This is a genomic window from Bacillus sp. FSL R10-2780 (assembly GCF_038006125.1).
Lineage (GTDB): Bacteria > Bacillota > Bacilli > Bacillales > Bacillaceae_G > Bacillus_A > Bacillus_A cereus_U.
In genome coordinates, this window is sequence record NZ_JBBOUQ010000001.1 from 1,577,663 (window position 1) to 1,601,648 (window position 23,986).

Here is a 23,986-nt window from a genome sequence, read left to right on the forward strand (position 1 = left end):
CTGATTCATTTCCACATACGAATACTAGCTTTTCGGAAACCATCAAATATATTTATTGCAGCAGACAGTGTGTAAATAAAAATTCCACCGCCGATTAACCACGTTTTAAATTCCTCTGGGGACATAGTAAACACATTTGCCACATACGTAATAAATCCTTCGTTAAATAAATGCGAATTTACTACAATTACAATGAATACTATTGTTCCAGCTACTTGAAGAATAGCATTCCCAATTGCCAACCTTTGCGTCCATTGTCCTTGTACTAATTTATAAAGTGATATACCTATTTCGAAAACGATCATAATAACAACGATTGGCCAGTACTGGAGTAAAACATCTTGATTGAAAGTTGGCGCGACAAAATTCAGTCCATTTTCAGTACCTTCATATACGCCTACAAGATGATTGGCATAAAAATAAAGCGTTGCCCATACTGCCGTCCACATCAGCCCTCCAAAAACTTCAAACTTTGAAATCGCCTTTTTCTTCGGGATATACGAGATGCTTTTCAAATCATCTGGTGTCCATTTTTTAAAACTTGTTGTTAATGGGTGCGCATCTTTTTCCTTATCCGTTCTTTCTAAAATAGCAAAAACAATTGTTACCCAGAAAAATACTTGGAGACCTACTTCCAATGTTCTTCCAATGCCTTCACCTATCATTTTTAAAATTACATTTAATACCGCCTGATCACCACTATAGCCAATAAAATTTTCTGCAACCATTGAAATAAGCGCAATAACAACCGCAATCGGTATAATCATTTTTAATAAAGTCATATACACATCAAAATAACGTGGTCCAATTAAATGCATCGGTCTATCCAAGTACCCATTAGCCAATGAGACTGGACTCCCTAATTTTTCAAGAACACTTTTTTCATCGTCTTCATTATAATCATCAGGTAACATATCCTCGATTGTTGACCGTAGTTCAAGTATAATATCTTCACGATTTTTTTCAGGTAATCTCTTCGCAACTTCCTCGACGTAGATATCAATCAAACTCATTCTCGTCCTCCTCCTTCAATAGGTTATAAAGTTCTTTCGAATCCTTTATCCATTCCTTTTTCAACTGTAAAAATATCTCTAATCCATATTCACTTAAAACATAATACTTTCGAGGTCTACTCTCCGTTTTATCCCAACTACTCGTCACTAGTTCTTGCTTTTCTAATCGGCGAAGTAGTGGATATAAAGTACTTTGATCAATTATAATCCCCGATTGCTCCAATAATTGGACCAGTGAATATCCATACTGCGGCGTTCTTAATTGGCTTAAAACCGCTAATGCTAATGTCCCTCTTCTTAGCTCAGTAATTAACGAATTTAATAAAGCATCCATTTATTCACCTCATTTCCATTACTATATGTCATACAGTATATGTTTTATACTATGTATCGTACAGTATTAGTGTGACAAAAACAATGATTATTTACCAAAAAAATACATAATTAAAAGCACAAACTATATGATTTGTGCTTTTCTAGCCAACTTAAATATCTATAACACGCTTAACTTTGTATCTCTGGTAATATAAACTCTCCTTTTTCTTTAGAAAATGGGACAACCTCTACAATCGCCTCAACATTGATTACTCCATATACATGCGGGTATTCTTGACCGTTTGAAGCAAGTTCATATTTTATTTCTGCTTTTACCAGGGATGGATTAATTGTAAGTAATAAAACCTCTTCTTCATGATTAAAATGTTTTTGAGCAACTTTTAAAGCTTGATCTAATAATGAACAATGAATAAACCCCTCATCTTTAAGAGAGGGTTCATTAATTTCTCCAGTTGTTTTTGCGACTTCCCAATTTCTTTTCGTTATTACTTTTGTAATCATACTCATTCTCTCCCCTATCTTTATATAGAAAAACAAGAGGATTTTCTGTTTATTACTAGAAAGTCCTCTTGAAGTTTTTATTTATTTTTACCCCTTAATTAAAGGTGATGCTTCCCCGCCATGGAAAATCCATAAATCATGAAGAGATCTCGTACATCCAACATACAATAACTTCGCATCATGTTTTGTATTTTTGTAATGCTCCTCATCAACGTCGATTAGAAGTACTGCATCAAATTCTAAACCTTTTGCTAAGTAGACAGGCACTACCGAAATACCACCCTCGTATTTACTTTGATCTGCTTCAATGACATTAACAGTCAACCCTGCATTTGTTAACTTCTCATATATATCACGGCATTCATCATCTGTTCTTCCAATTACCGCGATTGTTTTCACATCTTCATTTTGCAAATGCTGTAATGTCTTCAAAACTTCAGTAAATTGATCCTCTGCATGAATTACCTTTACTTCTTCACCACTACGGAAAACAGGTGTAGCAAGCCCTACAGGAATTTCTGCATTTTTAATTATTTCATTCGCAAATTCAATAATTTCTTTTGTCGAACGATAACTTCTCGTCAGTTCATAATAACCTGTTTCTTGAAAGACTTCCTTAAAGGCATTCCAGTCTTCAATTCCTTGATAATCATAAATTGCTTGCGATAAATCACCTAATATAGTGAAAGAATTACCTAGTGTAATTTCTTTTAGTACATAAACTTGGAATGGTGAGAAGTCCTGCGCTTCATCAATAACGACGTGATGAAACTTCTGTCCGATTTCAATACCTGTTATGCGATGATGTATGTAAATTAAAGCAGGTAAATCTTCTACATACACTTCTTTTTTACGACAATTCTTTTCTGTTTCTTGCACTAATTCTTCAGGTAATACGTCGAGTATTTCTTTACTTTTCAACATTGAACTGTATAGTGAAAGTGGGCTCATCTTTGGCCAAAAATTCATATATGTGTTCAATCTCTTTGTCGCTTCTTTTTTTAGTAACTTTTTCTCGTTTGTTTCTCCAAACTTTTTAAGTTCAATTTCAATCCAGCGCTTCATACGGCCGACTAAACGTTCTCTTCTTTTCTTTAATGGATAATGTTTATATTCAACTTGCATCCATTTTTTAACGTCTTCCACTGGAATAACTGCTTTATCCCACGCCTCAAAATCTTTTGTCGGTACTAAATCTTTTTCAAATTGAACCATTCTCTCTTCAGTAAACGACTTAAATTCCAGTGTGCCTTTCAATTTACCGAGCATAACCTTTTTTTCATCACGATTAATTGAAAAAGCTTCTTTCAATTTTTCTTCTGTCTGCTTCAGTTTCACCGAACCATCTAACGTACGTAATGCCCAATCTGGAAACGTTGTTTGACTAATATTGCCTACACCTAATTCAGGAAGTACACTCGAAATATAGTCTAAAAACAAACTGTTTGGAGCAAATACAATCATTCTCTCCGCCTCTAGTTGTTCACGGTATTCATAAATTAAAAAAGCAAGGCGATGTAAAGCGATCGTTGTTTTTCCGCTTCCCGCAGCCCCTTGAATTAATAATGGTAAGTTTCTTTCCGCACGAATAATATCATTTTGCTCCGATTGTATAGTCGAAACGATATCTTTCAATTTATTATCTTTATTCTCACCTAATCGATATAGAAGAAAATCATCAGCATGCGATACATCTTCATTTCCTTTCACATATGTATCAACAACACGTTCAAGCTCTCTTTTTCGAATAGAAATATTTCTTTTTAAATAAACATCGCCTTCTACTAACCCGTCTGGTGAATGATAAAACGCTAATTCTTCTCCACCGGTAAATGAATAAAACATACTTGCGACAGGTGCTCGCCAATCAATAACCATCGGTTTCATCGTATCTTTATCTGAAACACCTACTTTACCGATGTAAATCGGCATAACATCTTCTTTGCCATCCTCCTGGAAGTCTAATCTTCCAAAGTACGGCTCTTGCACACCAATACGTAAGTTTTGTCTATTAGACTCCCTCATACTTTCAAGAATTTGCTCTTTAAAATCTTCTCCATAATAAACCGGGATTTTTTCAAGCTGCTCTAATTGCTCATCCATCGTACATAAAATATCTTTCATTTTCTGTAATTCTTCTTCAAATATGTTACTCATTTGATGATTCCCTCCTGTCCGTTCCAATTTTTTCAGTCGAGATATAATTCTATAAAAAACACAATCATAAAGTCAATAGTTTAAGTTAGAATTTTCCAAAATAAAGAAAAGGTAGGGATAAGCCCATACCCATCAGCTAAGATTTTGAAGTATCCTCAAAGGAAATTTTTTCTCTATATTTATTTATGAGAATTACATTCATTTTTTTGTTTTGGGGAACAATCAATTTTTCACTTACATGCAGGAATTACATACTTACCAAATAAGTCTAAAGATGAAAGCACTTTATGATGTTCTAATCCACCAAAATTCATTACTGCCATAAAATTCGTAACACCTATTTCACTGTAGGACTGAATTTGTTTAATAACTTCATCAGGACTTCCTATTACTGGATCGAATTTATGTTTAAGGTCTTCATATGAAATATTCGTCCCACGCGGAGTATTCATAAATAGTTGATAAGGACCTTTTGCATTTGATTCAGCATCTGCATATGTTTCACCAACCTGAACATGAAATGCAATAGGGATTTCCAACTCTTCTGGATTACCGTATCCTGACTTTAGATACGTATTCTTGTAAGTATCAATCAGCTTTGCTAATTCATCTCGTGATTTACTAAACCCAAGCCCCATGAAATTGTTTCCCATACTAGCAACATGATTAACACCTTTTTCACTAGAGGTTGCAATCCAATGAGGCGGAAACGGAGCTTGTGTTGGCTGAACATTAAGCCTAAGGTCTTTGTATTGAAAAAAGTTCCCTTGATGAGAAAAAATCTTGCCTGACCATGCCTTACGTAGCACTTCTAGAGACTCGTTAAAACGCTCGGTTTTGTCCTCCAATGAAATATTATAACCATCAAATTCCTTCTGTGCATATCCACTACCTAGCCCCAAGTCTAATCTTCCGTTTGATAAAAGATCAACCATCGCATAATCTTCAGCAACTCGTATAGGGTTGTGTAATGGCAGTACTGAAACAACCACACCGAGGCGAATTCTATTCGTTCTTTGAGATACCGCAGCGAGCAGAACTGCTGGAGAAGGATTAATACCAAAATCTGAGAAGTGATGTTCTGCAAACCATACCCCATCAAAATTCACTTCTTCAGCCCGAACGGCTTGCTCTAATACCTCATTATAGAATTGTTTAGGTGTTCGGGATAATCGATTGGGGTAATTATCAAATATGGTTAATGTACTAAATTTCATTTAATATCGCTCCTGATACTTTATATTCATTTCTATATTTCATAGATCTTTTACATAAAATCTAAATGGTATTATTAATATTCTAGTTATCCGAATCATTCCACTTACGACTTATTTCTAGGCCATAATCCATATCGTAAACTTCTTTTATGGCTTTAACTTTTTCAAGACTTTCATCGCTAAACACAGGTTTGTTTTCAAAAGAATGAAGAACAATTCTTTCAAGAAGAACACCTAATGAAATATCATGATATTCTGCCATCGCTTTCAAAACTTTTACCATTCTTTTTTCCATCCTAATTCCAGTTTGCACACGTTCAACTTTAATTTTTATATTCTTTTCATTTATTTGCTCATTATTTTGTTTCATAATTTCACATCCTTACCGCAAATAATACTATTTTGTTACCTTGATAACAATGTAACATTATAACACCGATGCATATTTTGTCAATTGTGTCATTTTATTATTGGTTAAACATAATAGGTTCTCGCCTATTACTATTATCAAGATAATGTAAATTTGTATCCATATAACGAAAAAAAACGCTATTCTTTTTATAGGAATATAAAAAATGAGAAATTCGACTGAAAACAAAATAAAAAGCAGATAATGAATTATTCCATTATCTGCTTACCAATTTATCCTTAGCTGCTTTTATTATATTTTTTGATACACGATCCAATCCCCAGAATCAATGATTTTCTTTAATATCTCTTTATCCTGAGCAACATACACATATGCATGTATTTCTTTATCAGCAAAATATACCGTTTGTGTAATTCGATCATATAAATCAGTCTCTGCATTACCTGTATATTCTTCGAGTTCATCTAACTTTTGCAAAACCTCATCATCTACTTCGTAAACTTCACCATATACTTTCTCCTCACTTGGGCAAATCATTGCAGGATACCCTTCGTTTGTATCAAATAATTTGCCATACGTCCATGCTCCGTCTACGATGCATGTTGCTCCTTGCATATAATGAGCATTCGTTTGCCCTCTTCTTAACGTGCCATAAACGAAAACGTGATGCATATATCCCTATCCCCTTTATATGTCTCTACTTTCTTATTTGTAAATAAGCACGAATCATAAAGTAACTCACTTCATCTGGAAGCTGCTCTTTAATAGACTTTAATCCACCTTCTGCATTTTGCACGGCAGTTTCAATAAGAGATTCATACGCTGCTGGAACAAAGCTTTTCCAATCTACTTCCATTCCATCTTCAAAAGAGCGAATTAAATGATTTTCAATCGTTTGTCTCGATAGACCACGCTCTTTCGCAATCTCACTTAGATCAATGCCTTGTTTATACATTTCATACGTTTCTAAATGGGAATTTGCTGAAGCTTTTCCTGATTTTTTATGCTCTGTAACAACTTCCATCTTAATCGTTTCCGCATAGTCTGGATTTTCTTCAATAAAGTGCTGAACTGCTTGTAAGAAGTGAGAACCGTACTTCACAAGTTTATGTTCTCCTATTCCTTTTACAGCTAGAAGTTCGGAGTCACTTTGCGGCATTTTCGCGCACATATCTTTTAATGTTTGGTCAGAGAAAATAACGAAAGGCGGTACACCTTCTTCTTGCGCAATTTCTTTACGCACTTCACGAAGCACTTCAAATAAAGGATGGTCTTGGACGATTTGTCGCGTTTCAACTCGTTCTTTTCGTAAAACATTTTCTTTACCAAGCAATACTTCTTTCCCTTTTTCCGTTACTTTTAATGTCGGATATGTACCATGTTCAACTGCAATTAACTCGTCCGAAATTAAAAACTCAATAAACTCACTGACTTCTTTTACACTACGGTTTGATAAAAGGCCATACGTTGGTAAAGTATGAAAATTAAATTCAATGACTTTCTTATTTTTTGATCCAGTTAAAACTTGTGCAATCATTTGTTTTCCAAATCGTTGGTTCGTCCTGATCATACACGATAGAACCATTTGTGATTCTCTCGTCACATCAATACTTTCACGATCGTCAGTACAATTACCACAGCGGCCACAATCTTCCTTCGGTTCTTCTCCAAAGTATTGCAAAATAAATGATTGTAAACATTGTTCTGTATGACAGTAGTCCGTCATATTTTGTAGTTTTTCAAGTTCATTTGAAAAACGTGATTCTCCAGTTGATTGATCAATTAAAAAGCGCTGCACTTGCACATCTTGAGAAGAATATAGCAAAATACATTCACTATCTAATCCGTCACGACCAGCACGTCCTGCTTCTTGATAGTAACTTTCCATATTTTTTGGAAGTTGATAATGAATAACGTAACGAATATTCGATTTATCAATCCCCATTCCAAACGCTGATGTCGCTACCATAACGCTAATTTCATCTCGTAAAAAGAGTTCTTGCTGTTCATTTCGATCGTGATCGCTCATACCAGCATGATATTTCGATACCGAAACTCCTGCTTTCCCTAAATCTTCATATAACTGATCGACTACTTTTCTTGTAGCTGCATAAATAATCCCAGATTCCTTCTGATTTTGACGAATATAATCTGCTAAATACGCATTACGATCCTGTCCTTTAATTACTGAAAACGATAAGTTCTCGCGTTCGAACGTTGTCATAATTGTATTTTCTTGATTAATTTCAAGCGTATTACAAATATCATCACGTACTTGTGGTGTTGCTGTTGCTGTTAATGCTAAAACGAGTGGTTTTTCTGGAAGATAATCTAATATGCGATGTATATGCAAATAACTCGGACGGAAATCATGACCCCACTGCGAAATACAGTGCGCCTCATCAATTGCTATCATCGGGATTTTCATATCGATAAGTTGATCAACAAACTCCATAGAATCAAGACGCTCAGGCGCCACGTAAAGCAACTTGTAATGCCCTTGTTTCGCCAATTGAATTCGTTGATTCGCTTCTGTAATAGAAATAGAACTATTAATATATGTAGCGGAAATACCGTTTTGTATTAATGTATCTACTTGATCTTTCATAAGTGAAATCAAAGGTGAGATAACTAATGTCGTTCCTTCGAATACTAATGCGGGAATTTGATAACAAATTGACTTACCACCGCCCGTAGGCATAATACAAACTGTATCTTTCCCATCTAATACATTTTTAATTGTTTCATCTTGTCCTCTTCGGAATGACGAATAACCGAAATAAGACGCTAAAAGTTCTTGTGCTTTTGTAAACAAAAAAGATTCACCTGCTTTTCTATATCTTTCATCTATTCCTATTATATCATCACTTATGCGTCATGAAAGTGATGAATGCCAGAGTTATATAATCTGTCATCAAATTGATTCTCGCCACTTTGAATTTTATAAGTATTTGAGTTCTAGTTGCTTCCTACGTTTTACAATATAAAAAACACAAATCTAGTACATAAGAAGAAAAAATTTCAATATAAATATTCATTTTATTCCCCTTCCTAGAATACTACTAATCGTATACATATGAATTTGAGGAGGTTAAATTATGAAACGTAGTTACAATAGTTCCATCAAGCCTAAAGAGTCAAATAAACAACTCCAATTCTCTAATAATGATGCGTGGAAATATGAATCATTTTATAAGTATCAGCCCTTATTTTCTTATAGCAAGCTTATGAATTTCCTTTCTCAACTTTTTAAACGTTAATACATGTGCCAAATATATATTATTCAAACAAATTTTCTCAACATATAACTTATAGACTTACTACAATACAGTTGTTACCATATATAATAATCTGTTAGATAAACCCCTTATGTTGACCTGCTTAAAATTAGCAGGTCTTTTTTATCCTTACATATTGCAATGTATGATATCCTGGCTGAAAAGTCTTTTCTCCATTTTAGAACCCTATTCCACTCTCCACAAATGATTATAATTCCAAAAAGCAAAATATAAATCCGCTACATTCATACAAGCAATTCATTTTTTCTCAATACACAAAGTGAATTTCATTTGTTATTATGAAGATACTCTAGATGAGTCTTTGCTCATCAACATTATCTAGTTAAAGGGGTCTGCCGCGGGAAGCAGATCCCTTTAACTTTATTAAAAATTATCCTTTTCATTTGGTCGCATTTACCAGGTTATTTCGAAAGAATTTTATGCTAATATTACGTAGTCGAGTCCGACATCTCGGCAATACCCTTTTGAGGTCCTGCAATTTCCCTTGCAGGACCTCTATTACTTTAAAATTCTTTTAATTCATATATATCGTAATCATGTTTTTTATTCCCCTTCAACTTTCTCCTTTTCCACCTCTCAAAAAAACTCCTGGACACGTAACTTAAAAATAACGTTTATCATATTGTGAGATATACCTGTTCAAAGGAGTGTAACTATTTATGTATACTTATTGGCAATCGTATTACTCCCCTTATCATATCACTAATGGAAACTTCGATTCATTTGTACGGAATTACCGAGTTAGTAAAAACGAAAACTTTTTAAAAGGATATATGCGTTCTTTATGGGAACAACACGTCGCTTGGACGCGATTAGCCATTATAGGCATCATCTTTAACTTGCCAGACGTAAACGTTACTGTTGGACGTCTTCTACAAAATGCAACACATATGGGGCTTTCACTTGAACCATTCTACGGAGAAAATGCAGTAAAAAAATATAGTGCATTAATTAAAGACCACTTAGTAATTGCAGCTGATCTTGTTAAAGCCGCAAAAGCTGGCGATCAAAACGCAGCAGCCGCTATAGAAAAGAAGTGGTACTCTAATGGTGATGAAATTGTTGAGTTTCTAACCAGTATCAACCCATATATAGAAAAAGAAGAATTTAGAAAAATGTTTTATGAGCATTTAGCGTTAACGAAAGCGGAAGCACTCGCCTTCCTAAATAAAGATTATGATGCCAGTGTAAAACTATACGATAAAATTGAAAAAGAAGCATTAGAAATGGCTGATACTATAACAGATGCAATCGTAAAACAATTTCCGCAAGTATTTCAATAATAATGGGCCGATTTGTCTTCAAATCGGCTTATTATTATTTCTATCTAGTTCACATTTTACGCCTCTCCTCTTTACATTTAGCTTATATCGATATATTTTATTAATATCCGTTTTTTATAGGAGGAAATAGTTTGATTAACGCAATTGGTCTCGTATTTATCCTCACAAATAAGCACGAGAAAAAGAAGAAAGTTTATCTGAATGAAAAATTCGCATTAATAGACATTATTGATTCTAAAGAAGTATTTGATGATGAAGGTAACTCATTAGTAGAACTAACATGTAAATACAGCATATACTTAGATGAAAAATACTACTGTAAATCTCTCGATGATTATACTGGACAAGTATTCCCCTTCTTAAGCGCTAAAATAGGAAAAGGACTTCTCAGAAACTTAAATTACTACTTTTCTTACGTTGATGCCTATGATAAAAAACCACCTGTTAAGGAAATAAGACCTCTTATGAAACAAGTAACTAACAGATAGTGCTAATTGCCAAAAAGAAAGTATCTAACTTCGGATGCTTTCTTTTTGAATTACTTGATTGCTAGCTTTCATCCTCTTCTAAATATATGTATCCAAGCATACTTTAAAATAAAAACACTGGAGGATTAAGCTGAATGAAATATTCAGAAACAATCGTAAGTAAACGACTTCGAAAACTTAGAACAGCTGGTATGTTTTTTATATTATTTTTAATCGCATGGCTTGGATATACAAAATTCCTTTATGGAAATGGTTTTCTTTTAGAAAAGAAAAATTCAGTTGAAGTAATGAATATTAACTTTACTGGAGAAATAGAAAAGAATTTCGATGTAAACTTACAAGGCTTTCGTAAAACGAACCTTGATACTCTAATAAATGCTAGTAAAACTGATCCGAGTGAATTATCATTAATCGAAATTATTAACACATCTTGTTCTCAAGATTGCATAGGTGAACCTTCAACTTACGTAAAATCGAATCAAGGATATATCTTTTATAAAGAATCTAACGGTACCCCTGTATCTTTAAAAATTTAAAAGCAAGATTCATGGGAAATAGAAAAGAAATCCGTTCAAAATGGAATTTAAACATGCATTTAATATAAACTACCGTTAGCTTTTCACTATAGAAATAGCTCCTATCCCCTTAGGGGTTATATTTGTTTGACGAGTCTACTTATCACATAAATAAAAAGAGTACTTCAAAGTACCCTTTTTATTTATCATTCTTACCATTCTTCATGTTTACAATGACATTTTTCACACTTGCAATGGCATTTCGGTTTCTCTTTACAGCGACATTCGTCACAATCACATTTCGGTTTTTCCTTGCAACGACACTCGTCACAATCACATTTCGGTTTTTCCTTGCAACAACATTCGTGACAATCCTTACGTTTGCATCTACATCTTCCGAACATTAACTCATCCCAAAAACTATTACAATTATTTCTCATGAGAATATGATTCCTCCTTTATAGACTTCATCATATTCTATGTTTTAAAGTGTAAAATGGCTTGTTTGCTAGTCTAGTTTATTAGTATTAAAGTGAGTTGAATCTAGTATCAAATCATATCTATACTTCCTGCTGTGCTTCCACAGCATCATTCAACCTCTGCAACATATACCCAATTCCTTTACACCCTTTTAATGGATATGTAATGATTTCTTCTGGATATAGCTTCGTCACAACTTTTTTATGCTTCTTCCCTGCAAGTAAGACTATTTCATCAAACTGAAGTAAGCTTTTATCAATCATCTGTTGTTTTAATTGTTCTATACTAATAATTTCATTACTCTTTGAATCAAATGCAAGATCATAGTTTTCCTGTAAAATATCATTTGGTCGTAAAAATCCATGCTTTGCTGATAATATAACCCAGTTCTCGAAAAACTCAGCTGCATACGCCTGACATGCTTTTCCGAATGGACTAATATATACATCTTTTGCCTCTACCTCTCCGTAATCTGGGTACTTATCCCAAATTTTCTTCTTTCCGCATGGAATTATGCATAACCTTTTCATCGTTATTTCTTACCTCGCTTCTATCTTTCTTATGAAACATCAATTTCCCAGTACATTTTTTTACTGAATACTATATACTAATCTTGAAAGATAAAATTACATTATCTTCTATATTTAGTTTACTTTCTTTTAGAACAGTCGATTAAGCATATATATTATTACATAAACACACCGTACTAAAGTCACTTTCATACAGCATGCATACACCTCATCCTTTAGTGGATTTGTGAAGATTTCGTAAAATCAAGTACACTTAACCTCCCAATCACTATTCAATAGTACAGTATATATATCATTGAAAGGAGGTGAACAACTATGAAAAATATACTCCCAGCATTATTAGCTTATATTATTGTTTGTATCATCGCGATTATCATTCCAGCATCCGAGGGCTATAATACTGTAGGTTGGAAATTCTTTGTTGGGCAAGCGTACGCAATACCTATTTTCATTATTGCTGCTATTATTACATTTTATATAAATAAGAAACGATCTTATGAATAAACGATAAGTAGGATAGCTATTGCTATCCTTTTTTATTTCCATCCAATAGGCTCGTCTGTAATTTTATAATAAAAAAAGACAAGCAGCCAATCTGACTACTTGTCCTTTCTGTTTATCCGTACTCAATATTATTAAGCTTGGAATGTTTCTGTTAATACAGGAACGATTTGTTTTTTACGAGATACAACACCCTTTAAAGTAGCTGTGTTGTTTTGTAATGTTACGTTGTATGCTTTCTCAACAACGTTTGCTTCTTTACCGATCGCAAGACCAACAGAATCGTTAGTTAAGATGTCAGTTACAACGAATAAGAATAGGTCTAAACCTTTTTCTTCTACTACTGCAGAGATAACTTTTTCAAGTTCCGCTTGGTGTACAAGAACGTCGTTTGTATCAACAGCGTTTACTTGTGCGATTTCAACTTTCGCGTTACCCATTTGGAATTCTTTAGCGTCAAGAGAGATTAATTGCTCCATTGTTTTTCCGCTTAAGTCAGCACCAGCTTTTAACATTTCTAAGCCGTAGCTATCTGCATCTACACCAGCGATTTCCGCTAATTCACGAGCTGCTGCTACGTCTTGTTCTGTGCAAGTTGGAGATTTGAATAGTAAAGAATCTGAAATAATTGCAGATAACATTAAACCTGCAACTTCTTTACGAATTGCAACGCCGTTTTCTTTGTACATTTTGTTTAAGATTGTAGCTGTACATCCAACTGGCTCACAACGATAGTAAATAGGATCGCTTGTTTCAAAGTTAGCAATACGGTGATGGTCAATAACTTCTAACACACGAACAGATTCGATATCGTTAGCACTTTGTTGACGCTCATTATGGTCAACTAAAATAATGTTGTCCACTTCGTTTGCTACTGTCTCAACAAAACGCGGTCCTTCTACTTTAAAATGATCTAACGCAAATTGAGTTTCACCGCTGATTTCGCCTAAACGTACAGGCTCAGCATTCATTCCTAATTCTTTTTTCAATTCTGCATAAGCAATCGCAGAACAAATTGCATCTGTATCTGGGTTTTTATGCCCGAAAACTAGTACTTTTTCCATGATTTCCACCTCTTCATGAAAAGGATATCTTAAAGAAGCAAATATGACAATATTTTAGACACATTTTTTTATAAATAATTGCAGTTTCTTCTATATTTTTCATCGTTTTCACAAAAAAAGACCCTCTAAAATAATTTAGATGGTCAAAGGTTATCTTTTCTTAAAATAAAGGTGGTACTTGCACTACGTTGTTAAATGTGAAATTGACAAAGTCCGTCTAATTATCGAATAGCCCTCTTCCTCTCAAATTTGCGGAAACAGGCTCCTTTCCTATTTCACGTGCCCATATAGATAACTGGCCGATATGGTGGATTTCGTGGACAATGACATGACGTATTATCTCTCCGTGTGTACATTCAATGGCTCGGCGCCTAATTGGTGTGTCTCTAGAGCTAATCGGTTTTTCATTGAAATCAATTTCTGAAAGTTTCCGAGAATCCATTTCATTTGTCCAAGAGGTCACAAATGGCTTCACCTTCTCGTGGTATTGAGCTGAAAGATTTTTCACTTTTTGCAAGCTGGCATATTCTTCAAACAACGGCTCCTCAGGCACTGGTTCACCGCGCAAACCTAATATCCACATATATTCCACATCTACAATGTGAAATAGAGTATGCAGGATACTGCCGAACCCACCGACCCGTTTCTTTAATAGTTCTTCATCCGGCATGTCTTCGCACAATGTAAACCACTCATCACGAACTTGCCAGTTATATTGAAACAGTTTTAACATCACAACACCCTCCATCTTTTAGATTAACATTTAATACTCACCAAAGACTTCAAAATCCCTATTTAAATAATAACTCTAAAAAACCTATTAAAACCTTCTACAAACTGGCTCTTTAATTGAACATTCCAGATGAAGTTACAGGGTTTTATCAAACTTTATTTTAAATTATCAATCTTTTTTATAAATCAACACACAGACATAATAACAAATATGTCGTTTGAAATTATCTCCCTTTTCAAATAAAAAACTAAATCATTTTGTAATAAATTACCGTTGCATCTAACCCACCATTTGGAGAAATTGCATACCCTGGTATTTTACCGGATTCTTGATAGTCTAATGACTTATACAATCTATTGGAAGGATCTCCTTCTCTAGTATCTAATACTAAAAGAGTCCTGTTTTCTTGCTTTGCTCGTTCCTCTGCTTTTTGCATAAGTGAACGTCCAATACCGTTACGTCTAAAGTTTGGATGAGTCATTAACTTACAAATTTCGGCTCTATGGATCCCGTTCGGCTTTGTAACTAGATGTAGTTGAACACTGCCTGTCACTTCATTGTTTATTTTAGCAACATACAATATCACTTCTGGTGCTAATACAGTTTGCCAATACTTCGCTGCTTCTTTTTCTTCTAGTGGAGGTAAAAAACCTATTGACGCTCCATCATCTACTACAGTTTTCAACAGTTCAGAAAGCTCTTCAATATCATTTTCTAGTTGCTTAAGTTCTTCAATTACTATACTTCGCATTCCTTTTCCCCCTTTTGTTTCATTGTAGCAATTTTTAAAGCAGGAATAATGAAATACTAAGATGAAATTATTTAAAATATGATTTTTTAGAGAAAGGATAACTATATGAAATATATATTAGATAGGAAATATGCAAGAGAATTGCTGGATTGGGCATATGAACAAAACCCAGGTCCGTGGTTCGAACATTCACGTAATGTTGCCCTTGCAACTGAAAAGATAGTTGTAGAACTTATTAATAATGGATACGACCTAGATGCTGACATAGCATACAATGCTGCCCTCCTGCATGATATAGGAAGATATAAAGGTTTTACTAAATCTGTTATTCATTCCTATGATGGTTATATGTATATGAATGATTTAGGATATACAGGAAACGCCATTATATGTGTGACACATTCATTTCCTTGCAAAAATGAGCATATAGATATCGCAGCGGAGTGGAGCCTTGTTCCCGATTATATGGAAAGCCGGTTAATTGAAATATTGAATGAAAATAGTGACTACGACTTATACAATAAGGTTATTACCCTTTGTGATGCACTTGCTGATGCGGAAGGCTTTACTACTCTTGAAAAAAGATTGATTTCAGTTGGTTTACGACATGGAACAACCTCTCATACCTCTTTACATTGGAAGGGATTCTACACAATTAAGAATGAATTAGAATCTTTAATCGGTAAGAATATATACACACTTCTCCCTGATGTAGAGAAATCGATTTATAAAAATATAGAATATTAAAATAAACGAAACTTAAAAACGATAGAATTTGTATTTATGATTCTAAAAAACTCTTTGAAAAGTGGAGGGATAAATTATTAGTAAAATGGGATTTGACTTGATAGAACATAAAGATAACTTTGATTTTGGATATGAAGATATAGTAAGTATATCTAGGAGATGTAAATTTTCTAACTGTTCGCATACTAATGAACCACACTGTGCAGTTCAAAAAGCTCTCTCTGACGGAATTCTTTCTGAAGAAATATTTAATAATTATTATAGAGATATAAATGAGGCACAATATGTTTCTGCACAAAGTAATAAAACAAAAGCTATCGATTATATGAAACAACTGAAACTCTTTCAAAAAAATTAGGCTAAAATAAAAAGCTCTCCTTACAAGCTTATTTTAAGGAGAGCTTTCTCATGTTTAATGAATTTGATTTTTCAATTCCACCATACACTCTTGCACTAAAATCATTGCTTAGCACTTTTCAGTTCTCCTGAAATTGCAGCTAAAACACAACAAGCTTCTAAAATCACTTTACTAAGATCAGCCTTTTTGTTTACGACCAAACAAGGACCATATATAACCTTGATTAAAGATTGAATTTTCAGTTTTTTAATACTAGAAATTTGCATGTTTAAAATTTAACACTATCATCCGCCGATACTTTTTCTTTAGAATTTTTCCTTTCAACCTCTTTACTCCGCTCTTCCCAAATCGTTAAACCTTCAATTCCTACTTTTTTAGGATCAAAAACAGGATCTTTTCCTTCTTTTTTCTGCGTTTCATAATCTTTTAACACTTTTAATGCAGTTTTGCTTAACAATAGGATTGCTATAAGGTTTAACCATGCCATACTACCAATTCCTAAATCTCCGAGGTTCCATAAAAACGAAGCTGATTCTACACTACCGATGTATACCATAATTAAAAATCCAATTTTTAATACTGGTTTTAACCAGCTATATTTGAGCCCACCATCTAAATAAGTAAGCGTCGTTTCAGCGATATAGTAGTAAGCGAGTAAAGTTGTAAATGCGAAGAAGAAGATTGCGATTGAAATGAATATTGGACCAAATCCAGTCATAACAGTTTCAACTGCTTGTTGTGTATAAATTGGACCTGCTTCCACATTTCCTATATTCTGTACAATAGCGCTTTTCCCTTCAGGTATAACATTATACATACCTGTTATTAAAATCATGAGAGCTGTTGCTGTACATACTACAATTGTATCGATATATACAGAAAACGCTTGAACTAACCCTTGTTTTGCAGGGTGTGATACTTCAGCAGCTGCAGAACTATATGTTGCTTCTCCTACACCCGCAACGTTTGAAAATACTGCACGCTTTACTCCCCATGCAATAGCTGCCCCAACGATTCCTCCAAACATTTCATTTACACCAAATGCACTTGAGAAAATTAAAGCAAACATACTTGGAATTTCCGTTACATTCGCAATTAATACGATACATGTAACAATTACATACCCAATTGCCATAAATGGAACTAACATTTGTGAAACGCCTGCAATTCTCTTTACTCCACCAAAAATAATCGCTGCCAATAATACAACTAAAAATATACCAGTTATATATTTACTAATGCCAGAAGAGTTTTCAAATCCAACCGCGATACTACTTGATTGAATCCCTGGTAATAAAACGCCATATGAAAGTGTTACAACCACTGCTACAATGACCGCAAACCATTTCATTTTCAAACCTTTTTCAATGAAATATGGTGTACCACCGCGGTATTCATTTCCTACTTTACTTTTATATACTTGTGCTAATGTTGATTCAACAAATGCACTAGCCGCTCCTAATAGAGCCATCATCCACATCCAAAATACAGCTCCAGGTCCGCCAAAAGCGATAGCTGTCGCGACCCCTGCGATATTCCCTATTCCAACCCTACCTGATAACGCCAAACAAAATGCTTGAAAGGATGATATCCCAGTCTCTGAGCTCTTTCCTTCAAATAATAGTTTAATCATCTCTTTAAAATAACGAATTTGTAAAAAACGAGTTGCAATTGTAAAATACACTCCTGCTCCTAATGCAAAAACAACTAAACCAATACTCCATACTTGCCCTACTAACCATTCTACTAATTTCTCCATCCAAATCCCCCTTATAATTCTTTTGAAAAAGCAATTTTATATATAAGAAAAAGGACAACCTTTATCCTACCTACCAGTTGTCCGCATCTCTTACTATATTTCATCATTCTTTTATCCCGCTATTTGTGGGTAGTATGATTCCCACCTCATGCGTTGAACACAAAGGAAGTAAGGTGGAAAATCACCTACCCGTAAATGCCTGATTGGTTCAACTACTATTCAGCAGGGATGAAAAGACTCCCGACTGAATAGAGTATCACTTAATATTTACCCAAACACTTTTCACTTCTGTATAGTTATCAAGGGCGTATGAACCTAATTCCCGTCCAACACCAGATTGCTTATATCCACCAAATGGTGCAGCAGCATTTTCTAAGTTATAATCATTAATCCACACTGTTCCTGCCTTTAATTTATTGGCAACTTGATGCCCTGTTTTAATATTTTGTGTCCATACACCCGCAGCAAGCCCATATGAAGAGCGATTCGCTCTTTCAATTACTTCTTCTGTCGAATCAAATGGAAGTACAACGACAACTGGTCCAAAGATTTCTTCCTTAACAATTGTCATATCATCAGTAACATTTGTGAATACGGTTGGCTGTACAAAATAACCTTTTTCAAATGCACGTTCACCGCCAGCTGCAACAGTAGCACCTTCAGCTTTTCCTTGTTCAATGTAATTTAGCACACGCTCTTGTTGTTTTTTAGATACGAGCGGTCCCATTTCAGTTTCCGCCTCCATACCTGCCCCAAGCTTCACTTCATTTGCCATTTTTACAAGTTCATTTACGACTGTTTCATAGTGCTTTCGATGAACGAAAACTCGAGATCCTGCGCTACAATTTTGACCATGATTATACATAATTCCTTGGAACGCACCGTTAATCGCTTCTTCTAAGTCAGCATCTTCTAAAATGATGTTTGGTGACTTACCACCAAGTTCTAGTGTTACATGTTTAATTGTTTCTGCAGATTGACGCATAATATATTTCCCTGTAACTGTTGAACCTGTGAAAGCTACTTTATCAATATCATGATGGTTTACAATTGCAGCTCCTGCTTCTTGGCCGAAACCTGGTACAAAGTTTACAACACCGTTTGGAAAACCAGCTTCTTTAAAAAGCTTCGCTGTATATAGTAAAGATAAAGGTGTTTGCTCTGCTGGTTTTAATACAATCGTACAACCTGTCGCAAGAGCGGCTCCCATTTTCCAAGAAGACATAACGAGCGGAAAATTCCATGGAATAATTTGACCTACAACACCAACCGGTTCATGGCGTGTGTAATTTAAATAATCTTTTGAAATCGGAATTGTTTGCCCGATAATTTTTGTAGCCCATCCCGCGTAATAACGATAATTTTCTACAGTTGCTGAAATATCATCATCCAGTGCTACTTGATATGGTTTTCCATTGTCTAAAGCTTCTAGCTGTGCTAATTCTTCTCTATGCTCTTCAATTAAATCTGCTAATTTATAAATAAGATGTGCTCTTTCAGCAGTAGTCATCTCTGCCCACGGGCCTGATTCAAAAGCAAATCTCGCCGCTTTTACTGCGATATCAATATCTTCTTCTTGTGCTTCACATACGACGGCTAGCACATCTTCTGTCGCTGGATTGTATGTTTCAAATGTCTTTCCACTAATAGAAGGAACAAATTCGCCATTAATAAACATTTTAATTTCTTCATTTAAAAACGCTTTCACTTTTGGTTTCAACTCAATGTTTGTCGTTAACATATATGCTCTCCTCCGTGTTTAAACAGCTGCATGAGCTGCAATTTTTGATAAAATCGTTTGAAGCTTTTGATCTTCCTCTTCAGTTAATCCTAATCTCGGATAACGAGAAGGTCCGCCAACTTGCCCGTGTAGTTCCATTGAACGTTTAACGATTTGTACATATTTCCCTGATCCTTCAAGAAACTCGCAAAGTGGTAAAATAGCATCGTTCATTTCCCACGCTTTTTCTAATTCACCATTTTGAAAATGCTCATACATTTTCGTAACGAGACCTGGAACGATATTTCCTGCTACCGAAACCCATCCCGAGGCACCAACTAAATAAGATTCCATAACTAAATCTTCAGACCCACAGAAGACTTGAAAAGCACCTTCGCCTTGTCTTACTAAATCTCTCGCTTTTCGAATATCTCCGCTAGATTCTTTAATATGTGTAACATTTTCACATTCTTTTCCAATACGGAGCATTAGCTCTGTACTCATATCAACACCAGAAGTAAATGGGTTATTATATAGCATAATTGGTATATTTACAGCGTTTGAGATTTCTTTAAAATGAAAATAGATTTCCTCTTCTTTCGGTTTACAATAATACGAGTTTATAATTAATGCACAATCTGCTCCGTGCGCTTCTGCATGTTTCGTATATTCAATCGTTTCTTTCGTCGTCTCCGCAGCAGTTCCAACAATAACTGGAATACGGCCATCAACTTCTTTTAATACTGTTTCTACCATGTTAAATCGTTCTTCTTTTGATAAACTAACAAATTCCCCCGTACTTCCATTAATAATAATTCCAGCTACCTTTTGCTCAATAAAGTAGTTTACGTTTTGTTTTACGCCTTTCCAATCAATCTCTTGAAATTCATCCATCGGTGTTATTAATACTGGAAATGCCCCTTTAATTTTTTGCATCTTTATCTCTCCCTTTAACATATTATTTTAATAAGAAACCTGTTGGAAACGGATCAGTAGGATCTAATATAAATGTTTGCATACCTGTAATAAACCCTCTACTTTCAAATCGAAAAATGTATCCGAGTTCTTCTTTCTTCACTTTTTCTACTGTTATAAAGCTATTAAAAATACTTTCATTTCTAAAAGGTTTATCCGCTATATAATCATTTTTAAATAATGTATGAACATAAGACACAATAGTAGAAACAAAACCCGGCGAACGTACTATAAAGTTATCTTCATGAAATGTAATCGACTTTATATGGTTCTTTTCTTTTTGCATAGAATCTACTAAAATAAGTCTTTTTATTAATGACTGTTTTTGTATAGATTGAAGTGTAGCTTCACCCCATTTTTTTAATTTAGAGATGTTTTCAATACTGATTTCTGGCGAATACGTATCCTTTTCTACAACTGCATATACTTTATCTGCCTGTATGAGAGAGTAACTTATATTACCAACCTTTAAATTTTTCTCAATCATATAACATAGTTTGCTTTCAAACGAAACAGATACAACTTCATCATTCTCTACATATGCATCCACTGAAAATATTCCAGATAGCGTTTCGATTTTGTATTGATTAGACTCTCTCTTTTTTAAATACCCGCTTTCTAGTAACATCGTTATTACTGCGACAATACCTCCGTAATGAAGAGGAATAGATCCTTCATGATTAAAAAACAATACAGCTGCATCCACTTCATTATGAATAGAAGGAACGACAATACATCCATTTAAACCGATAAAACCACGTGGTTCATTTAATAAAAGCTTCATTTCTTCTGCTAATTCACCTGAAAATTGTTCGTTTAATTGCTCCAAACTGTAGTAGTATTTGCATGGTACGTCTTTCATTACACGAAATGCCTCGCCATTTACGTGTACGTCTACTGCTGTATACATTTTTTGAATGTTCATTTTACATCCTCCGTTTCATGTTCCATCGGCGGAATTAGCAAAAATCCTTCTTTAAGTGGATCCTTTTCATTGTAAAAAAATCTATGCATACCCATAAGCCAAGCGGATCCCGTAATTTTCGTTACTACAGCTTCAATATTTTCGACATATGTTGTATTCATGACACACCCTTTAAATAGAGAACCTACAATACTCTCATGAACGAATTCTTCATCAATGTCGATTTTTTTATGAGCGTATAATACAGCTAACTTCGCTGATGTTCCTGTACCACATGGAGATCGATCAATTCCCCCTGGTGGAACAACAACTGTATTTTTCACATGCGCACTTTCATGAGTAGGATCTGTGTAAAATTCAATATGTGTTAATCCTCTTATAAACGAATACTCTGGATGAATGATTTCAAACTTCTCATTAATTGTATTTCTAATATGAATCGCCTTATCAATGATTGTAGATGCGTTTTCTGGTACTAACTCTAGACCTACTGACTTCGCATCGATAATGGCATAAAAATTCCCTCCATACGCAATATCAGCCTCTACAGTTCCAACTTCTTCGACGTGTACAGAAATATTTTTCAGTAAAAAAGCTGGTATGTTACAGAAGGAGACTTCTTTCGCTTTCCCATCTTGAACAGAAATATCTACTTCAACTAAGCCAGCTGGCGTGTCTAACTTTAAAGAAGTGACCGGTTCAACTACCGGAATTAAACCTGATTCAACTAAAGCTGTACATACACCAATTGTATCGTGGCCACACATCGGCAAGTATCCACCTGTCTCTATGTATATAACACCTATATCAGCTTCAGGATGACACGGATCTGTTAATAGCGCTCCTGACATTACATCATGACCACGTGGCTCATTCATTAACAATTTCCGAATCCAGTCATACTCCTTTTTCATATGTAACATCTTCTCTGCCATCGTCTCTCCAATTAACTTAGGAAGTCCGCTAATTAATGTCCTCGTTGGATTCCCGCCCGTATGTGTATCAATCGTCGTAAAGACTCTTTGTGACCTCATCCGTTTAACACCCTTTCTGTAAAACGACTCAAACGAAGTTGTTCAATAGGAATGATTGTTTCTTTGTCATTTAATAACTCTTCAATTACTTTCCCGGTTACTGCTGCAAGACTAATTCCATCACCTTCATGTCCTGCTGCAATAAAATAATTCGGAATATGTTCCACTCGTGAAATGATTGGCAAATGATCTTCTGTCCACGGGCGTAATCCAGCATATGAGCGAATCACCATCATATCTGCCATTTTCGGATAAAAACGAATCGCTCTGTTCGCAATACATTTAATAACCTCGTTATTTATCCTCGTATGAAAGCCTACAAACTCTCTACTACTACCAATTAAAAAATTTTGGCTTTCTGTCGGTTCAAATACAAGTGCCACCCCGTACTTTTCAGTTAAAGCATCCACTTTTCGTTTTCCACCAAATTTAGAAATCAAATAACCAAATTCCATTACTTTACGGCAACCTACGTGTTGTTGCCTTGAAGCTACAATAATATGCCCTTTTCTCGGTTCGATTGGTATATTCACATCTAACATCTGTCCGATTTTAGGAGCCCACACACCGGCTGCGTTCACAACTTGTTTCGCAGTAAACGTTCCATTTGTCGTTTCTACAATAAAGGAACCGTCTATATCTCTTTTTATTTCTTTCACTTCTGTATGATTAAAAGCTTTTGTACCAAATTTCTTCGATTCTGCAAGAAGTGAAAAAGCAAGAAGATATGGATTTACAGTCGAATCAGTTGCGCATTCTAAACCACCCAATAAATCATCTGCAAAAAATGGTGATTCTTCTTTTATATCTTGCCTATCAAGCATTCGAAACGGTAATCCAGCTTCTTTTTGACGATTTACCCATTGCTGTGCTGCCTCCATTTCTTCGTCTGATTCACAAACGAGAATGCTTCCTGGCGCCCTATATTCAAATGAGTGCTCCAACTCTTCACTTAGTTCTGTTACTAATTTTTGACTTACTAACGACATTTGGCTATCAAACCCTGGGTCTTTATCAATCGCTAAAATATTCCCGTCACACCGTGAAGACGTTCCACTGACAAATTCTCCTTTTTCAATGATCGTTACGTCTCTTCCGTATTTTGAAGTGTAATAAGCGATAGAACATCCTATAATTCCACCGCCTATTATTAAAACGTCACAGTGCCTCATATATAGCACTCCTCCTTTCTCCTAAATCTCTCACTTTTTATTTATGCAATTGGTGTGC

25 protein-coding genes are annotated in these 23,986 nt (G+C 34.8%); 6 read left to right on the top strand and 19 right to left on the bottom strand.

The features are described 5' to 3' along the window. Positions 1 to 5 precede the first annotated feature (5 nt). The 8 genes from NSQ47_RS08220 to recQ all read right to left on the bottom strand — a co-directional run bounded on the left by NSQ47_RS08220 (position 6) and on the right by recQ (position 8,409). Positions 6 to 1,013, bottom strand: coding sequence for an HAAS signaling domain-containing protein (locus NSQ47_RS08220; RefSeq protein WP_002200244.1), 1,008 nt, complete (start codon positions 1,011 to 1,013; stop codon positions 6 to 8). Further along, complete coding sequence (locus NSQ47_RS08225; RefSeq protein ID WP_215578706.1) at positions 1,000 to 1,347, bottom strand: PadR family transcriptional regulator; 348 nt, start codon at positions 1,345 to 1,347, stop codon at positions 1,000 to 1,002. The genes NSQ47_RS08220 and NSQ47_RS08225 overlap by 14 nt, the downstream gene beginning before the upstream one ends. 170 nt (positions 1,348 to 1,517) lie before the next feature. Continuing rightward, the gene (locus NSQ47_RS08230) at positions 1,518 to 1,850 is read right to left on the bottom strand and encodes a DUF952 domain-containing protein (RefSeq protein WP_341036603.1); all 333 of its coding nucleotides are present in this window, start codon (positions 1,848 to 1,850) and stop codon (positions 1,518 to 1,520) included. Positions 1,851 to 1,937: 87 nt separating this feature from the next. Beyond that, complete coding sequence (locus NSQ47_RS08235) at positions 1,938 to 4,007, bottom strand: HelD family protein (RefSeq protein ID WP_341036604.1); 2,070 nt, start codon at positions 4,005 to 4,007, stop codon at positions 1,938 to 1,940. 230 nt (positions 4,008 to 4,237) lie between these two features. Further along, positions 4,238 to 5,224: an LLM class flavin-dependent oxidoreductase gene (locus tag NSQ47_RS08240; RefSeq protein WP_341036605.1), complete on the bottom strand. Its 987-nt coding sequence runs from the start codon at positions 5,222 to 5,224 to the stop codon at positions 4,238 to 4,240. 82 nt (positions 5,225 to 5,306) lie between these two features. Next, positions 5,307 to 5,594 (bottom strand): hypothetical protein, encoded by a 288-nt coding sequence (locus NSQ47_RS08245; protein WP_088229249.1) that lies wholly within the window; start codon positions 5,592 to 5,594, stop codon positions 5,307 to 5,309. Between the two features lie 291 nt (positions 5,595 to 5,885). After that, on the bottom strand, positions 5,886 to 6,266 hold the full coding sequence (locus tag NSQ47_RS08250) for a gamma-glutamylcyclotransferase family protein (RefSeq protein ID WP_215578716.1): 381 nt from the start codon (positions 6,264 to 6,266) through the stop codon (positions 5,886 to 5,888). 25 nt (positions 6,267 to 6,291) lie between these two features. Next, entirely contained in the window at positions 6,292 to 8,409 is a 2,118-nt protein-coding gene (gene recQ, locus NSQ47_RS08255; protein ID WP_341036606.1) for a DNA helicase RecQ, read from the bottom strand. Positions 8,410 to 9,552: 1,143 nt separating this feature from the next. Here recQ and NSQ47_RS08260 point away from each other — a divergent pair. From NSQ47_RS08260 to NSQ47_RS08270, 3 genes are all read left to right on the top strand, one after another. Then, the gene (locus NSQ47_RS08260; RefSeq protein WP_340824227.1) at positions 9,553 to 10,176 is read left to right on the top strand and encodes an acetylglutamate kinase; all 624 of its coding nucleotides are present in this window, start codon (positions 9,553 to 9,555) and stop codon (positions 10,174 to 10,176) included. 131 nt (positions 10,177 to 10,307) lie between these two features. Further along, on the top strand, positions 10,308 to 10,664 hold the full coding sequence (locus NSQ47_RS08265) for a hypothetical protein (RefSeq protein ID WP_000606233.1): 357 nt from the start codon (positions 10,308 to 10,310) through the stop codon (positions 10,662 to 10,664). Between the two features lie 134 nt (positions 10,665 to 10,798). Beyond that, the gene (locus tag NSQ47_RS08270; protein WP_341036608.1) at positions 10,799 to 11,200 is read left to right on the top strand and encodes a hypothetical protein; all 402 of its coding nucleotides are present in this window, start codon (positions 10,799 to 10,801) and stop codon (positions 11,198 to 11,200) included. Between the two features lie 178 nt (positions 11,201 to 11,378). Here NSQ47_RS08270 and NSQ47_RS28205 read toward each other — a convergent pair whose 3' ends face one another. Both NSQ47_RS28205 and NSQ47_RS08280 read right to left on the bottom strand, forming a co-directional pair. Then, a complete protein-coding gene (locus NSQ47_RS28205) occupies positions 11,379 to 11,516 on the bottom strand; it encodes a hypothetical protein (RefSeq protein WP_445661751.1) in 138 nt (45 codons plus the stop codon). A 223-nt stretch (positions 11,517 to 11,739) separates the two neighbouring features. After that, complete coding sequence (locus tag NSQ47_RS08280) at positions 11,740 to 12,189, bottom strand: DUF6884 domain-containing protein (protein ID WP_341036610.1); 450 nt, start codon at positions 12,187 to 12,189, stop codon at positions 11,740 to 11,742. 315 nt (positions 12,190 to 12,504) lie between these two features. Here NSQ47_RS08280 and NSQ47_RS08285 point away from each other — a divergent pair, with 315 nt between their 5' ends. Beyond that, positions 12,505 to 12,693 (top strand): DUF4017 family protein, encoded by a 189-nt coding sequence (locus NSQ47_RS08285; RefSeq protein ID WP_002012993.1) that lies wholly within the window; start codon positions 12,505 to 12,507, stop codon positions 12,691 to 12,693. A 131-nt stretch (positions 12,694 to 12,824) separates the two neighbouring features. Here the strand turns inward: NSQ47_RS08285 and ppaC are convergent, their stop codons facing one another. The 3 genes from ppaC to NSQ47_RS08300 form a co-directional block, all read right to left on the bottom strand. Next, positions 12,825 to 13,754 carry a manganese-dependent inorganic pyrophosphatase gene (gene ppaC, locus NSQ47_RS08290; protein ID WP_215578726.1) on the bottom strand — a complete coding sequence of 310 codons (930 nt, stop codon included), beginning with the start codon at positions 13,752 to 13,754 and terminating at the stop codon, positions 12,825 to 12,827. A gap of 217 nt (positions 13,755 to 13,971) precedes the next feature. After that, positions 13,972 to 14,487, bottom strand: coding sequence for a DinB family protein (locus NSQ47_RS08295; RefSeq protein WP_215582091.1), 516 nt, complete (start codon positions 14,485 to 14,487; stop codon positions 13,972 to 13,974). A gap of 247 nt (positions 14,488 to 14,734) precedes the next feature. Beyond that, entirely contained in the window at positions 14,735 to 15,238 is a 504-nt protein-coding gene (locus NSQ47_RS08300) for a GNAT family N-acetyltransferase (RefSeq protein ID WP_215578728.1), read from the bottom strand. A gap of 105 nt (positions 15,239 to 15,343) precedes the next feature. On the opposite strand from NSQ47_RS08300, the gene NSQ47_RS08305 reads away from it, so the two are divergent. Beyond that, positions 15,344 to 15,985 (top strand): HD domain-containing protein, encoded by a 642-nt coding sequence (locus tag NSQ47_RS08305; protein WP_215578730.1) that lies wholly within the window; start codon positions 15,344 to 15,346, stop codon positions 15,983 to 15,985. Positions 15,986 to 16,070: 85 nt separating this feature from the next. Next, positions 16,071 to 16,343 (top strand): hypothetical protein, encoded by a 273-nt coding sequence (locus tag NSQ47_RS08310; protein ID WP_002200231.1) that lies wholly within the window; start codon positions 16,071 to 16,073, stop codon positions 16,341 to 16,343. A gap of 268 nt (positions 16,344 to 16,611) precedes the next feature. Here NSQ47_RS08310 and NSQ47_RS08315 read toward each other — a convergent pair whose 3' ends face one another. The 6 genes from NSQ47_RS08315 to NSQ47_RS08340 form a co-directional block, all read right to left on the bottom strand. Continuing rightward, the gene (locus NSQ47_RS08315; protein ID WP_341036611.1) at positions 16,612 to 18,102 is read right to left on the bottom strand and encodes an alanine/glycine:cation symporter family protein; all 1,491 of its coding nucleotides are present in this window, start codon (positions 18,100 to 18,102) and stop codon (positions 16,612 to 16,614) included. A gap of 256 nt (positions 18,103 to 18,358) precedes the next feature. After that, positions 18,359 to 19,843, bottom strand: a complete 1,485-nt coding sequence (locus NSQ47_RS08320; protein ID WP_002110322.1) for an aldehyde dehydrogenase family protein — start codon at positions 19,841 to 19,843, stop codon at positions 18,359 to 18,361. 18 nt (positions 19,844 to 19,861) lie between these two features. Further along, entirely contained in the window at positions 19,862 to 20,758 is an 897-nt protein-coding gene (gene dapA, locus NSQ47_RS08325) for a 4-hydroxy-tetrahydrodipicolinate synthase (protein ID WP_098498402.1), read from the bottom strand. Between the two features lie 22 nt (positions 20,759 to 20,780). Then, positions 20,781 to 21,722 (bottom strand): proline racemase family protein, encoded by a 942-nt coding sequence (locus tag NSQ47_RS08330; protein WP_002161489.1) that lies wholly within the window; start codon positions 21,720 to 21,722, stop codon positions 20,781 to 20,783. Beyond that, complete coding sequence (locus NSQ47_RS08335) at positions 21,719 to 22,756, bottom strand: proline racemase family protein (RefSeq protein ID WP_078182060.1); 1,038 nt, start codon at positions 22,754 to 22,756, stop codon at positions 21,719 to 21,721. Before NSQ47_RS08335 ends, NSQ47_RS08330 begins: the two co-directional genes overlap by 4 nt. Beyond that, positions 22,753 to 23,928: an NAD(P)/FAD-dependent oxidoreductase gene (locus NSQ47_RS08340; protein WP_204210033.1), complete on the bottom strand. Its 1,176-nt coding sequence runs from the start codon at positions 23,926 to 23,928 to the stop codon at positions 22,753 to 22,755. The genes NSQ47_RS08335 and NSQ47_RS08340 overlap by 4 nt, the downstream gene beginning before the upstream one ends. Positions 23,929 to 23,986: the final 58 nt, after the last annotated feature.